General features: G+C 62.6%; 14 protein-coding genes. 2 read left to right on the top strand and 12 right to left on the bottom strand.

The window, feature by feature from the left end; translation table 11 throughout:
• The first annotated feature begins 237 nt into the window (after nt 1-237).
• Nucleotides 238-411 (top strand): hypothetical protein, encoded by a 174-nt coding sequence (locus IGW03_RS01045; protein ID WP_194720648.1) that lies wholly within the window; start codon nt 238-240, stop codon nt 409-411.
• Between the two features lie 20 nt (nt 412-431).
• Here the strand turns inward: IGW03_RS01045 and IGW03_RS01040 are convergent, their stop codons facing one another.
• The 10 genes from IGW03_RS01040 to IGW03_RS00995 form a co-directional block, all read right to left on the bottom strand.
• On the bottom strand, nt 432-1181 hold the full coding sequence (locus tag IGW03_RS01040; protein WP_323744913.1) for an SGNH/GDSL hydrolase family protein: 750 nt from the start codon (nt 1179-1181) through the stop codon (nt 432-434).
• Between the two features lie 85 nt (nt 1182-1266).
• Nucleotides 1267-1470, bottom strand: coding sequence for a hypothetical protein (locus IGW03_RS01035; protein ID WP_194720646.1), 204 nt, complete (start codon nt 1468-1470; stop codon nt 1267-1269).
• A 201-nt stretch (nt 1471-1671) separates the two neighbouring features.
• The gene (locus tag IGW03_RS01030) at nt 1672-2439 is read right to left on the bottom strand and encodes an enoyl-CoA hydratase (protein WP_194720645.1); all 768 of its coding nucleotides are present in this window, start codon (nt 2437-2439) and stop codon (nt 1672-1674) included.
• A 180-nt stretch (nt 2440-2619) separates the two neighbouring features.
• Nucleotides 2620-3816 (bottom strand): acetyl-CoA C-acyltransferase, encoded by a 1197-nt coding sequence (locus IGW03_RS01025; RefSeq protein WP_194720644.1) that lies wholly within the window; start codon nt 3814-3816, stop codon nt 2620-2622.
• 16 nt (nt 3817-3832) lie between these two features.
• Nucleotides 3833-4255: a PaaI family thioesterase gene (locus IGW03_RS01020; RefSeq protein ID WP_438943612.1), complete on the bottom strand. Its 423-nt coding sequence runs from the start codon at nt 4253-4255 to the stop codon at nt 3833-3835.
• Between the two features lie 25 nt (nt 4256-4280).
• On the bottom strand, nt 4281-6668 hold the full coding sequence (locus tag IGW03_RS01015) for a 3-hydroxyacyl-CoA dehydrogenase/enoyl-CoA hydratase family protein (RefSeq protein WP_194720643.1): 2388 nt from the start codon (nt 6666-6668) through the stop codon (nt 4281-4283).
• A 192-nt stretch (nt 6669-6860) separates the two neighbouring features.
• Nucleotides 6861-8651 carry an acyl-CoA dehydrogenase C-terminal domain-containing protein gene (locus IGW03_RS01010; protein WP_194720642.1) on the bottom strand — a complete coding sequence of 597 codons (1791 nt, stop codon included), beginning with the start codon at nt 8649-8651 and terminating at the stop codon, nt 6861-6863.
• A 32-nt stretch (nt 8652-8683) separates the two neighbouring features.
• Nucleotides 8684-9331, bottom strand: coding sequence for a TetR/AcrR family transcriptional regulator (locus IGW03_RS01005; protein ID WP_194721181.1), 648 nt, complete (start codon nt 9329-9331; stop codon nt 8684-8686).
• Nucleotides 9332-9560: 229 nt separating this feature from the next.
• Complete coding sequence (locus IGW03_RS01000; RefSeq protein WP_194721180.1) at nt 9561-9932, bottom strand: RNA-binding S4 domain-containing protein; 372 nt, start codon at nt 9930-9932, stop codon at nt 9561-9563.
• Nucleotides 9933-10193: 261 nt separating this feature from the next.
• Nucleotides 10194-11177: a DMT family transporter gene (locus IGW03_RS00995; RefSeq protein ID WP_194720641.1), complete on the bottom strand. Its 984-nt coding sequence runs from the start codon at nt 11175-11177 to the stop codon at nt 10194-10196.
• Nucleotides 11178-11274: 97 nt separating this feature from the next.
• Between IGW03_RS00995 and IGW03_RS00990 the strand changes: the two genes are divergently transcribed.
• The gene (locus IGW03_RS00990) at nt 11275-12168 is read left to right on the top strand and encodes a LysR substrate-binding domain-containing protein (protein ID WP_194720640.1); all 894 of its coding nucleotides are present in this window, start codon (nt 11275-11277) and stop codon (nt 12166-12168) included.
• A 25-nt stretch (nt 12169-12193) separates the two neighbouring features.
• Here IGW03_RS00990 and IGW03_RS00985 read toward each other — a convergent pair whose 3' ends face one another.
• Both IGW03_RS00985 and IGW03_RS00980 read right to left on the bottom strand, forming a co-directional pair.
• The gene (locus tag IGW03_RS00985; protein ID WP_194720639.1) at nt 12194-12805 is read right to left on the bottom strand and encodes a ferritin-like domain-containing protein; all 612 of its coding nucleotides are present in this window, start codon (nt 12803-12805) and stop codon (nt 12194-12196) included.
• 33 nt (nt 12806-12838) lie between these two features.
• Nucleotides 12839-13339: a pyridoxamine 5'-phosphate oxidase family protein gene (locus IGW03_RS00980; protein ID WP_194720638.1), complete on the bottom strand. Its 501-nt coding sequence runs from the start codon at nt 13337-13339 to the stop codon at nt 12839-12841.
• Nucleotides 13340-13430: the final 91 nt, after the last annotated feature.

Below are 13430 nucleotides of genomic sequence, written 5' to 3'. Positions count from 1 at the left end.
CATATCATGGTGAAAACGAAACAGGCGGCCCTTGAAAGGGCCTACACGGCGGTTATATGTATGCCGGCCTACACTCTGCCGTTGCCGCCGGATAGCTGATCCCTGGCTTTTTTGCACATGTGTCACCCACCCTACTGAAACAGCGGCCGCAAGAGCGCATCATGCTTGTCATATTGTGCATTTTCTTTGCCCTTGATGATGAATACCTCGAAAGCCAAAGCAAGCATGCGGCCATGGATGTTCGGGCCTTTTGCCGTCTATGCGCGCAACCCGCATATTGCACGGCAGGTATATGAATCCGTCAGAGACATGGATGACGGTCTGGAGCCGTTTGGAACGGTGACTCTCGATTCGGGAGAAACGGTGGACTGGATCTACCTGGGCGCAACGCCGGTGCGCCTTTCGCATTAGCGCGGACCAGCCGCGACCGGTCAGGATAAAAAGATCTGCGCGCCGCTCTGTGCGGCACGGGGGTCTGTGGCCGCAAGAATGGCGCGCGCGATCCTGGCGGCGCCGGCGCTCGATGGCTCGATCGGATTGGCGTAGTCTTCCGGCCGCGTGCATACCAGCCGCAATTCAATGACCTTCAGCCTGTGCTCGGCGGCGGTGCGCAGTATCGCATCATTGAACAGGGCAATGGCTGCCGTCGTCACGGTCCGATAGTCCGCTTCGGGGAAATTGCCGTTGTAGACCGTGCAGACGGTCAGCGGCAGCTTGCGGGCAAGACAGGCGGAAATGACCTGCCGGTAAGAAGCTTCGAATTTGCTGACGGCTCCGGCCAGCACTGCCAGCCCTTCGGCGACCGTTGCGGCCCTCGCCTGCAGCAGGTGCTGCTGCATCAATGCATTGTTGCCGCCAACACTGAGTATGAGATGGGTAGCGTCCGCCGGCAGGCGGGCAAGCTGGTCGGGAATGCCTTCGGTGGTGGCGCCGTCGCGGGCCAGCAGCGTGGCCTTCCATTGCTGAGGGAGTATTTTGCGCAACTGGGCGATGACGTCGGGCTTGCCCCCGGTGTAGGCGCCGTTGTCGAAAATGGAATCGCCGAGCAGGACGAGATGCGGCGAGCCGCCTGCAATGCTTGCAGCTCCGGCGTCCCGCGATGCGGCGCTCACCGGCTCCGGCACGGCAAGCGCGGCGATCGAATATTGCAGGAAGCGACGACGGCCCTTTCCGTCATTCACGAGATCCCTTTCACTGCTCGAACCCGAGCAAAGGTAAGGCATGAACCGCCGGCGTGCTTGACTGCATTGGTTCCGGGTGCCGTGCTCAGTTCCGCCTCATCACGCCGGGTACGTGGATGGGCTTTTCGGCTGCAAGCGGAAAAGGCAGGTGCTCGAAAGCCGCCTCCAGTATCTGCAGCATGATCTCTGAGTTGGTTTCTATGTCCTCGGGACAGCTTCGGCGCGGAAGAATCCCTGCTTCAATTGCCTTCCTGACTGCTGCATCCAGCATTTCCTGAGTAATTTCCATAAATGACCTTGGTAAGCCTTGGACGAGAACAGCAAACCTATCACTCCGTCCTACTGAGGTCTGTCATGCCTCAGACATACAACGCAATCAGCGGGGAAGCCAGCCTTGGAAATAGCCCACAGGAAAAGAGAGGCTGAAAATGCCGGCGGAAGCGCATCCGCCGGCAGCAGGACGGGCATGGCCCGTCATCCCTGTAGAAGATCAGGAAAATTTCGTGAAGTCGGGACGGCGCTTCTCGAAAAAGGCGGTGAAGGCTTCCTTGGCTTCCGGCGCGCCGAGCATCTCGCCGAAATGCTTGTTCTCTTCCAGCATGCGCTGCTGCACGGCCTCGACCTGCGCGGTCTTCATCAGGCGCTTGGTGGTGCGCAGCGAAGAGGCCGGCAAGGCCGCCAGCTTCGCGGCCTGCGCCTGCGCGAAAGGCAGCAGGTCGGCCTGGGGCAGGACGCGGCTGATCAGGCCGATTTCCAGCGCTTCCTGGGCGGTGAAGGCTTCGCCTAACAGCAGCTTCTCGGCCGCCCGCTGATAGCCGACCATCTGCGGAAACAGCATGCTGGAAGCGAATTCCGGACAGAGGCCGAGCTGCGTGAAGGGCATGGAGAACTTCGCGGTTTCCGAGGCATACACCATGTCGCAATGCATGAGCATGGTGGTGCCGATACCGATTGCGGAACCGGAGACGGCGGCGATCACCGGCTTGGTCGCGGTGCTGAGATGGCGCATGAACTGCGCGACCGGGCGGTCGCCGGTCATGGCGGCCGAATGCTTGAGAAAGTCATCGAGGTCATTGCCGGCGGTGAAGATTTCCGGCTTGCCGACAATCAGGATGGCGCGCACCGCATGATCGTCTTCCGCGTCCTTCAATGCGTCGGCCATGCTCTGGTACATCGCCGACGTGATCGCATTCTTCTTGTCGGGACGGTTGAACTCGATGGTAAGAATGCCGTTGGCCTTGCTGGTCTGGATGTCCATGTCTTCTCCTTTTAAATCCATTGTTATGCAGCAGTGATCGCCCACGATTGTGCACGATCATGCCCGAGCGTGCGCCGCAACAAAAAACGCCGCATGGCTTGTGGCCGCGCGGCGCCGTGCAAGTGTCATAGGCTTGTAGGCCTGCCGGCGCAACCACGATTGCGTCCGGCGCCGTGCACGTCAAACCCGTTCGAAGATGCCGGCCGCACCCATGCCCGCGCCGACGCACATGGTGACCATGCCGTACTTCAGATTCTTGTTGCGCATCGCATGGATCGCAGTCGCTGCGCGGATCGCGCCGGTGGCGCCCAGCGGATGGCCGAGGGCGATCGCGCCGCCGTAGGGGTTGACCTTGGCCGGGTCGAGGCCGAGGTCCTGGATCACGGCCAGCGCCTGCGCGGCGAAGGCTTCATTCAACTCGATCCAGTCGAGCTGGTCCTGGGTAATGCCGGCGGCGCGGCAGGCGGCGGGAATCGCTTCCTTCGGACCGATGCCCATGATTTCCGGCGGCACGCCGCGCACCGCGAACGACGAGAACTTGGCCAGCGGCGTCAAGTTGAACTGCTTGAGAATCTTTTCCGACACCAGGATCAGCGCGCCGGCGCCGTCGGACGTCTGCGAGCTGTTGCCGGCAGTGACCGAACCCTTGGCGGCGAACACCGGCTTCAGCTTCGCCAGCGCTTCGATGCTGCTGTCGGCGCGCGCGCCTTCATCCTGGCTGACGGTACGGGTCTTGATGTCGATCTGGCCGGTTTCGAGGTTGGGGAATTTCTCGACGATCTCGACCGGCGTGATTTCATTGGCGCGCTCGCCCGGCTGCTGGGAAGCAATCGCCCGGCGATGCGATTCCAGCGCGAACTGGTCCTGCGCCTCGCGCGAGATCTTCCACTGCTGCGCGACCTTTTCCGCGGTCAGGCCCATGCCGTAGGCAAGGCCGATGTTCTCGTTCTTGAACACGCCCATGTTGATCGCCGGATGATGGCCCATCATCGGCACCATCGACATCGACTCGGCGCCGGCCGCGATCATGACATCGGCCTCGCCGACGCGGATGCGGTCTGCGGCCATCGCCACGGCGGTGATGCCGGAGGCGCAGTAGCGGTTGATGGTGACGCCGCCGACGGTGTTTGGCAGGCCGGCCAGGATCACGGCATTGCGCGCCATGTTCATGCCCTGCTCCGCTTCCGGGAACGAGCAGCCGACGATCGCGTCTTCGATGGTCTTGGGATCGAGATCGGGCACCTGCGCCAGCGCCGACTGCAGGACGCGCACCAGCAGGTCATCCGGGCGGACATTCTTGAACATGCCGCGCGGCGCCTTGCCGATCGGGGTGCGGGTCGCGGCGACTACGTAGGCTTCTTGCAATTGTTTGGTCATTTGAAATTCTCCTGGTTCATTCAGCCGTCGACGCGGCAGAGAGCCGTGCGATCGTGCCTTGCGCTATCGCGCACAACAGTTCCTTGCCTTCGTTGACGACATAAACATCGCAGCGGCAGGCCGCCTGCGATTTGCCCGCATGCACGGCGGCGGCGCGGGCGACGAGTTCCTGTCCGATGGCGGGACGCACGTAATTGATCTTGTATTCCGAAGTGACGACACCGGTGCCGAGCGCGGCGCCGCCGGCGAACGTGAGGGCGTTGTCGGCCAGGTAGCTGACCACGCCGCCGTGCACGAAGCCGTGCTGCTGCTTCAGCATGTCCTGGACGGGCAGGCGCAGCTCGGTGCCTTCGGCGTCGAAACGCGTGAGCACCGTGCCGACCATGCGGCTGAACGGCTGCGAGGCCAGTGCCTGTTGTCCGAGCTGCAGCATGTCCATGGTGTCGTCGCCTTTGCGGAATGTTTTAGTTACGCACCGGCTTGCCGGTCTGCATCATGCCCATGATGCGTTCCTGGGTCTTGGGATTGTTGAGCAGTTCCATGAAGGCCTTGCGCTCCAGATCCAGCAGCCATTGCTCGCTCACCAGGCTGCCCGGCTCGATGTCGCCGCCGCAGACGATTTCGGCGATCATCGCGCCCAGCTTGTAGTCGTGCGCCGAGATGAAGCCACCGTCGCGCATGTTGACCAGCTGGGCCATGATGGTGGCCATGCCGGTGCGTCCGGTAACCGGAACCAGCTTCGGCAGCTGCGGGCGATAGCCGGCGTCGAACATCGCGCGCGCCTCCACCTTGGCCACGTGCAGCAGCTCGTAGGGGTTGAACACGATCACGTCATTGGCCGACAGGTAGCCCATCTTCTTCGCCTCCAGCGCCGACTTAGACACGTTGGCGGTGGCCGCATTGGTGAAGTAGTTCTTCAGGAACTGCAGGATGTCGGTGCCCTTGGCGTCCGCCGCCGCGCGCACCGCCGCTTCCTTCAGGCCGCCGCCCGCCGGCACCAGGCCGACGCCGACTTCGACCAGGCCGATGTAGGATTCGATCGAGGCCACGCGCTTGGCCGCATGCATCATCAGCTCCGCGCCGCCGCCCAGCGCCAGGCCGGCGACCGCTGCCACCACCGGCACGTTCGCGTATTTCAGCGCCTGGTGTGCCTGCTGCAGCTTGGCGACTTCCGGCTCGATCGCCTTGACGCCGCCCGACATGAACACCGGCAGCATCGACTGCAGGTCGGCGCCGGCGGAGAAGGCGCCGCCGTCGGCCGCGTCTGCGCTCCAGATCACCAGGCCCTTGTAATTCTGCTCGGCCTCGGCAATCGCCTTGGCGAGGCCGTTGATCACGCCCTGGCCGATCACATGCATCTTGGTCTTGAGCGACAGGATCAGCACGTCGTCGTTCTGGTGCCAGATGCGCACCGACTCATCCTCGAACACCGTGGTGCCAGCCTTGCTGCCGTCCGGGGCATTCTCGCCGAGCACGGTGGCGCGGAAGGCCTGGCGCTGGTAGACCGGCAGGTCGGAGCGCGGCACGTAGGCGCTCTTCGCCGGCGACCAGGAGCCTTCCGGCCTGTGCACGCCGTCGCGGCCGTCGAACACCCACTGCGGCAGCGGCGCATTGCACAGCGCCTTGCCGGCATCGATGTCTTCCTTGATCCAGGTCGCGACCTGCTGCCAGCCGGCGGCCTGCCAGCCTTCGAACGGGCCGTTCTTCTGGCCGAAGCCCCAGCGCATCGCGAAGTCGACGTCGCGCGCATTGTCGGCGATCGATTCCAGGTGCACGGCGATGTAGTGGAAGGTGTCGCGGAAAATCGACCACAGGAACTGCGCCTGCGGATTGCTCGACTCGCGCAGCGTCTTCATCTTCTTGGCCGGATCCTTTTCCTTCAGGATGCGCACCACGATGTCGTCAGCCTTGCCGGTGGACGGCACGTAGTCGCCCTTCTCGCCGTCGAAGCGCAGGATGTCCTTGCCGACCTTCTTGAAGAAGCCGGCGCCGGTCTTCTGGCCGAGCGCGCCGGCGGCGATCAGCTTGGCCAGCAGTTCGGGCGTCTGGTAGACCGGATAGAAGGGATCATCCTTCAGGTTGTCCTGCATGGTCTTCATCACGTGGCCCATGGTGTCGAGGCCGACCACGTCCGCGGTGCGGAAGGTCGCCGACTTGGCGCGGCCGAGCTTGGTGCCGGTGAGGTCGTCGACCACGTCAACCGGCAGGCCGAACTTCTGCGCTTCATACATCGTGGCCATCATGCTGAAGATGCCGACGCGGTTGGCGATGAAGTTCGGCGTGTCCTTCGCGCGCACCACGCCCTTGCCGAGCGTGGTGGTGAGGAAGCCTTCGAGCTGGTCGAGGATTTCCGGACGGGTGGACACGGTCGGGATGAGTTCCACCAAGTGCATGTAGCGCGGCGGGTTGAAGAAGTGCACGCCGCAGAAGCGCGATTTGAGGTCGGCATCGAAGCCTTCGGACAGCGCGGTGATCGACAGGCCGGACGTGTTGGAGGCGAAGATGGTGTTGGCGCCGATGAAGGGCGCGACCTTCTTGTACAGGTCGTGCTTCCAGTCCATGCGTTCGGCGATGGCTTCGATGATCAGGTCGCAGCCCTTCAAGACTTCGAGATTGTCTTCGTAATTGGCGACCTGGATCAGCGAGGCATCGTCCTTGTTGCCGAGCGGCGCCGGGCTGAGCTTCTTCAGGTTTTCGATGGCGCGCAGCACGATGCCGTTCTTCGGGCCTTCCTTGGCCGGCAGGTCGAACAGCACGACGGGCACGTTGGCGTTCACGCAGTGGGCGGCGATCTGCGCACCCATCACGCCGGCGCCGAGGACGGCGACTTTCTTGACGATGAAGTTGGACATGGGATTCCTTTGAATCTTTGAATTCGTAGCGGAAGTTCCCTCCCCTTCAAGGGGAGGGTTAGGGTGGGGATGGGTTTAATGGCGCACTGGCTGCCGTTAAACCCCATCCCCCACCCAACCTCCCCCTTGAAGGGGGAGAAGCGAGACAGTGGTGATGTTGATGTCTTCTAGAAGATCATCTGCAAGAACGACTTAGAACAGCTCTTCGTCCATCGCCATCAGATTCGCCGCGCCCGAACGCGCCTGGCGGATCAGCATCGCCGTTTCCGGCTGCAGGCGGCCGAAGTAGAAGCGCGCGGTCGCGAGCTTGGCCTTGTAGAAGCTGTCGCCGGAATCCTGCTTCTCCAGTGCGATCTTCGCCATCTGCGCGAAGAAGTAGGAGAACACCAGATGGCCGGCCACGCGCAGGTAAGGCACGGCGGCGGCGCCCACTTCATCCTGGTTCTGGAAGGCCTTCATGCCGATTTCCATGGTCAGCTTGGTGACCTTCTCGCCGAGGTCGGCCAGCGGCGTGATAAATTCCGACATCGCTTCATCGGTGCCGTTCTCTTCGACAAAGGCCTGCACCTTGGCGCCGAACTTGCGCAGCTTGGCGCCGTTGTCCATCAGGATCTTGCGGCCCAGCAGGTCCAGCGACTGGATGGTGTTGGTGCCTTCATAGATCATGTTGATGCGGGCATCGCGCACGTACTGCTCCATGCCCCATTCGGAGATGTAGCCGTGGCCGCCGTAGACCTGCATCGCTTCCGAGGTGGCGATCCAGCCGTTGTCGGTCAGGAAGGCCTTGATGATCGGTGTCAGCAGCGCGACTTCGTCGGCGGCTTCCTTGCGCACTTCCTCGTCGGGATGGTTCAGTTCGCGGTCGATCTGCAGCGCGACATACGAGCAGAAGGCGCGGCCGCCTTCGGCATAGGCACGCGCGGTCAGCAGCATGCGGCGCACGTCGGGGTGCACGATGATCGGATCGGCTGCCTTTTCGGGAGCCTTGACGCCGGACAGGCTGCGCATCTGCAGGCGGTCCTTCGCATAGGTGACGGCGTTCTGGTAGGCGACTTCGGTCAGGCCGAGCGACTGCATGCCGACGCCCAAGCGGGCCGCGTTCATCATCACGAACATCGCGTTCAAGCCCTTGTTCGGCTCGCCGATCAGCCAGCCGCGCGCGCTGTCGAGATTCATCTGGCAGGTGGAATTGCCGTGGATGCCCATCTTCTCTTCGATAGCGCCGCAGAAGATAGGATTGCGCTCGCCCGGGTTGCCGTTCGCATCGGGAATGTACTTCGGCACCAGGAACAGCGAGATGCCTTTCGTGCCCGAGGGCGCATCCGGCAGGCGCGCCAGCACTAGGTGGATGATGTTGGCCGACATTTCATGCTCGCCGGCCGAGATGAAGATCTTGCCGCCGGTGATCTTGTAGGAGCCGTCGGCCTGCGGTTCGGCCTTGGTGCGCAGGAGGCCGAGGTCGGTGCCGCAATGCGGTTCGGTCAGGCACATGGTGCCGGTCCATTCGCCGGACACCAGCTTGGGCAGGTAGAGCGCCTTCAGCTCGGGCGTGCCGTGCGCATGCAGCGCTTCATAGGCGCCGTGCGACAGGCCGGGATACATGGTCCAGGCCTGGTTGGCCGAGTTCAGCATCTCGTAGAAGGAGTTGTTGACCACGATGGGCAGGCCCTGGCCACCGAACTCCGGGTCGCAGGACAGTGCCGGCCAGCCGGCCTCCACATACTGCTGATAGGCTTCCTTGAAACCCTTGGGCGTCTGCACGACGTGGGTTTCCTTGTCGAGGCGGCAGCCTTCGCGGTCGCCGGAATGGTTCAGGGGGAATACCACCTGGGAGCTGAACTTGCCGCCCTCTTCCAGCAGCTGGTTGATGATGTCCTTGTCGATTTCTGCATGCTTCGGCAGTTGCTTGAACTCATCTTCCACTTTCAGCAGCTCATGCAGCACGAACTGCATGTCGCGCAAGGGAGCGACGTATTGACCCATGGTGTTTTCTCCTGACGTCTGAACTAGGCTGTCTACTTGACAGCGGATTTGGGATTCGGTTTTGCAGGCGCATCCTCCCGGGATGCGGACTGCGGATTCTGGTAACTCCTGACCAGGCGTTCAAACCCGACTTCGGCACGGTTGACGCTGCCGGGCAACTTCAGGAAACGCGCATCGTGATGCAGGGCGAGAATCAGGCCGTACGTCTCGAAGACCAATTGGTCCGGATCGGTATCGGCCGACAGATGCCCCATCTCGATGGTTTGCACGACGCAGCGGCGCAAGGCGTTTTTCCATGCGCGCACCATGCCGGCCAACTCTTCGCGGATCGCACCGGGGCGGTCGTCGTATTCGACGGCGCCGCTGATGTAGATGCAGCCGGATGCGATCTCGACCGACACGCGCTTGACCCAGCGGGCGAACATCGCCTGCAGGCGGGGCAAGCCGCGCGGCTCTTTCATGCTGGGATAGAACACTTCCTGCTCGAAGTGGTGGTGATACAGCTTCACCACTTCGATCTGCAAATCCTCACGCGACCCGAAATGCGCGAACACGCCCGACTTGCTCATGTTCATCTTGTCGGCAAGCAAACCGATGGTCAACCCTTCCAGGCCGTCGCGGCTGGCCAGGTCGAGTGCCACATCGAGAATCGCGGCGCGGGTCAGCTCGCCCTTGCGCATCAGTTTGGTTGTCGAGTCAGTCATGTTGGTTGCCACAGTGGTGCCCTATCAAAAAATCAAAATTCAGCACGGCGTAGAAGGCGTTTAACCTGAAGCGAACGCTCGTACTATTATCTACCGTAGTATAAATGTCAAACAGGAACTTAGAGGGAGAATTCTAGTCGTGCGGTGCAGCATGATTCGCTGCGCAGGCCTTGCCCGGCCTGCTTCCCGCAAGGAAGAATCCGGATCAGAATTTGTCGATCAGGCGCCGGTCGCGCTTGGTCGGGCGCCCCTTGATCGACTCGCTAGGTTCATGGAAGAAACGCCGCTGCTCGGCTTTTTTCTCGCGTTCGGCAATACTCTTTTCGGTTTCTTCGTAAAGGGTCTGGGCAATGGCGGCGGAGCCGCGCTTGTCGGCGAGGTTCTTCACGACGACTTCCCATTCCGTCGAACCATTGTCGATTTCCAAGGTATCGCCGGGCTTGACGCCGCGCGCCGGCTTGATGCGTTCGCCGTTCAGGCGGACCTTGCCGCCGTCGACGGCGTCGGTAGCCATCGAGCGGGTTTTGAAAAAGCGGGCTGCCCACAGCCACTTATCGATGCGGACGGATTCGGACATCATCTATGTATATGCAGGTAACAAGCCTGCATTTTATAGCGTGAGCGTGCTTTTTCTATTTGCAGCGCAATATGAAATCTTCCTTGTGTCGCGGAAATGGCATGCGATACGGGGTCGGTGAAGCGCCGGATGTATGCCTGGCAATAGCAATCCGGCAAGGAAAAGCGGCCGGAAGGTGCTATTGCACCTGGCCGCTCGCCCGTTTACAGGATTCGATGAGCCTCCCGCCGAGCGCGGAAGACGCCGGGCCGATATCCAGGCTCAGCGGGATTTCCGCCCCATGACTGCCGCAGCCGGAGATACCGGAGGCGCTGCGGGTTTCGCCGCAGCCGAAGGCTTGAGCCGCGTGACGCCCAGCATTACCAGTCCGAGTCCCGCAAGCTGCAGCAGGGAGAGCGATTCGCCCAGCATTGCCCATGCGGCAAACACGGTAAGCACCGGGCCCATCGTGCCCACGGCCGCCGCCTGCGCCGCCCCCATGCTCCGGATGGCAAGCGCCAGCCAATAGATCGGCAAGGCGGTCGACAGCACCGCCATCAGCAGGGACCAACCGTAGATGTCGGCCGGCAGCCCGGGCAATGCCTGCGGATGTCCGAAAAGCAGGAAGTGGCCCAGCACCAGCACGCAGGAAGCGCTTCCCGCCAGGCCGGCAAGACGCATCGATCCCATGCGCTTGACCATGTCGCCGGTGCCCAGGTAGTAGAGCGCATAGGTGACGGCGCTGGCGAATACCCAGGCCGATCCCTTGAGCACATCGCTGCCCTGCCCTGCCTGGTGCAGGTCGTGGCTGAAGGCGATCGCCAGTCCGGCATAACACACCGCCATCGCCATCCAGGTGCGCGCCGACGGCGCCTTGCGCGTACGGCAGGCGTCGAGCAGCAGCACCATGGTCGGATAGAGATAGAGAATCAGGCGCTCCAGCCCGGCGCTGATGTAGGTCAGGCCATGAAAATCGAACAGGCTGGACAGGTAATAGCCGAGCAGCGCCAGCATCCAGATCCGCCCGGCATCGCCGAGCGACAGGGGCGGGTTGCTCGGGCTGCGGCTTTTCCAGACCAGCCAGAGGAACAGGGGCAAGGCGAATGCCATGCGCAGTGCGAGCAGCGTCAGCGGTTCGATGGCATGCGTCTGGTAAGCCAGCTTGACGAAAATGGCCTTAAGGGAAAAGCCAGCGGCGGCAAGAAAGGCGTACAGCCGGCCATCCCTGATCCAGGCCGGCGCGACGAATTGCAAAGTGCTGAGCATGATTGATCTGGTTGCGACGATTGCCCTTATTCTGAAGCGAAGCCAAGCCGGTTAGAATGCCTATTTCCTGTAGCAATCCTTCGCATACGGAGAAGGCATGCATTTCGACCTGACGGATCTGCGCCTGTTGATGGCCATTGCCGATACCGGCAGCCTGAGCCGGGCCGCGGCCGGATTCCCCATCGCCCTGTCGGCAGCCAGCAACCGCCTGCGCCTGCTGGAGCAGCGCATCGGCCTGCCGCTGTTTCTCCGCCATGCCGACGGCATGACGCCGACACCCGCCGGCAGGATCGCACTCGACCATGCGCGCCGCGTGGTGGGCGAATCGCAGCAGCTCGGCGAAGCGCTCAAGGCGCTGACTGGCCAGCGCCGCGTGAACGTGCGGATGGCGGCCAACACCGTTGCCAACAGCACTTTCCTGCCGACGGCGCTGGGGCCGTTCCTGAACGATTTTCCGGAAGTCGATCTGCAGATCGAGGAGAAGCCGAGCCGGCAGGTGCTGCAGGCCGTGCTTGCGGAAGAAGTCGATGTCGGCGTGCTGGACGGGAATATTTCGCTTACCGGCATCATGACGCTGCCCTTCCGCCATGACCGCCTGGTGCTGTTCGTGCCGGGCGATCATGCGCTGGCCGGACGCGGCCACTGCCTGCTGAGCGAAGCGCTCGGCTACCCGTTTGTCGGCATGCCGCGGGCGCGGGCCTTGCAGGCATTTGTGGAAGACTGGGCCACGCGGCTAGGCCGGCCGCTGACGGTGCGCGTGCGCACCCCCAGCTTCTTTGCGCTGGCCCAGCTGGTCGGACAGGGCTCAGGACTGACCGTATTGCCGGAAGCCGTAGCGCAGCGGTATCAGGCGGACGCGGCGACTGCGATCGTAGTGCTTGACGACCCCTGGGCCACGCGCGAGCTGCGGCTCGGCGTGCTCGACCTCGACCGGCTGTCGGCCCAGGCAAGGCAGCTGGTAAATTACCTGAGCGGCCCGGCGCCGCACTGATTGCACCAGGATAGCCGCGGCGATATCAATGCAGCGACGACGAGGGATTCATGTCGCTCACGTCGTCGATCAGCGCGCCGTCCGACACCGCCCTTCCGATCATCGCTTCCTCGTACCAGTGCTGCACCTGCATGAGATGCGCGCGCTCCTCGTCGAGCGCCACGCTGAAATCGCTGATCAGCGCCATGTGCTCCTGGTCCTCGGCCAGCGCGATCAGCAGCTCCCAGCCGGCGTTGTCGGTCATCTCGGCGACCAGCAGCGCGTGCAGCGATTGCGCAATCGTGGAATCGGGATCGTCGAGCACCTGCTTCAAGCCCTGCGATTCGATGCCGACCAGTTCGGCCGACGGCGTCGGCGCATCCGGCTCGCCGCCGATGCCGGCAATCGCGCCGGCCAGCATGTCGGCATGGCGCGCTTCGTCCTGCCGTATCTTCTGCAGGTCGGCCAGGGTCATGCTGGTGGAGCTGTCCTGCGAAGCCTCGAACTTGCCGATCAGCGCATCGTAGAACTGGATGCCGCCTCGTTCGAAGGCCAGCCGTTCGGCGAGCTTGTCGAGCAGCAGCTGCGACGGCTGTGACTGGGTGCCGGCGGCGGCGCGTGAAGTGCGGCGCCGGCTTCTTTCGGATGGCTGTTTCATGCTGTCCTCATCTGCGATCGCCCGCAACCGGCATTACATGATGACCTTGCGGTTGTCGCCCAGCGCATCGGTATTGCCGGTCATGATGCCCTTGGCCAGCCCGTACATGCGCTTGACCGCGCTGCCGGGCGCGACCCAGTATTCCGCTTCGGTGATGGCGACCTTCAGCAGCACCAGGTTGGGGTCGTCGAGCCCGTTGGGGAACCAGGGCTTGATCCATGGCGTCCATAGCGAGCGCATCTTTTCCTTGTCGCGTACCACTTCGGCGATGCCCGATACCGACAGGTAATCCTGCTTGTCGGGGCGCGCATAGCTCAGGTTGACCTGGCGGTGCTGAAGCGCCTCCTCGACCTTGGGCGAATCGAGCCCGGTGAAAAACCAGAGATTGCCGGCGGCATCCATCTGCATCGTCGACATCGGCCGGCTGCGCAGGGTGCCATCGTCTTCCTCGGTGGTCATCATCGCGAACTTGATTTCCTCTACCAGCTGCGCGACATCCTGCAGTTCCTCATGTGCCTGCTGTTGCACGTCCATAAGCTTCTCCTCTGCAAAAGCGCAAAATCGCAAAATCGTAATGATTCGAACAGTAGGAAGAACCCATGCAACGCGATTAAGTTCCTGCGCA

It is taken from the genome of Noviherbaspirillum malthae, assembly GCF_015352985.1.
Classification (GTDB): Bacteria; Pseudomonadota; Gammaproteobacteria; order Burkholderiales; family Burkholderiaceae_D; genus Noviherbaspirillum; species Noviherbaspirillum malthae.
This window is presented reverse-complemented; position numbering and strand designations above follow the sequence as displayed.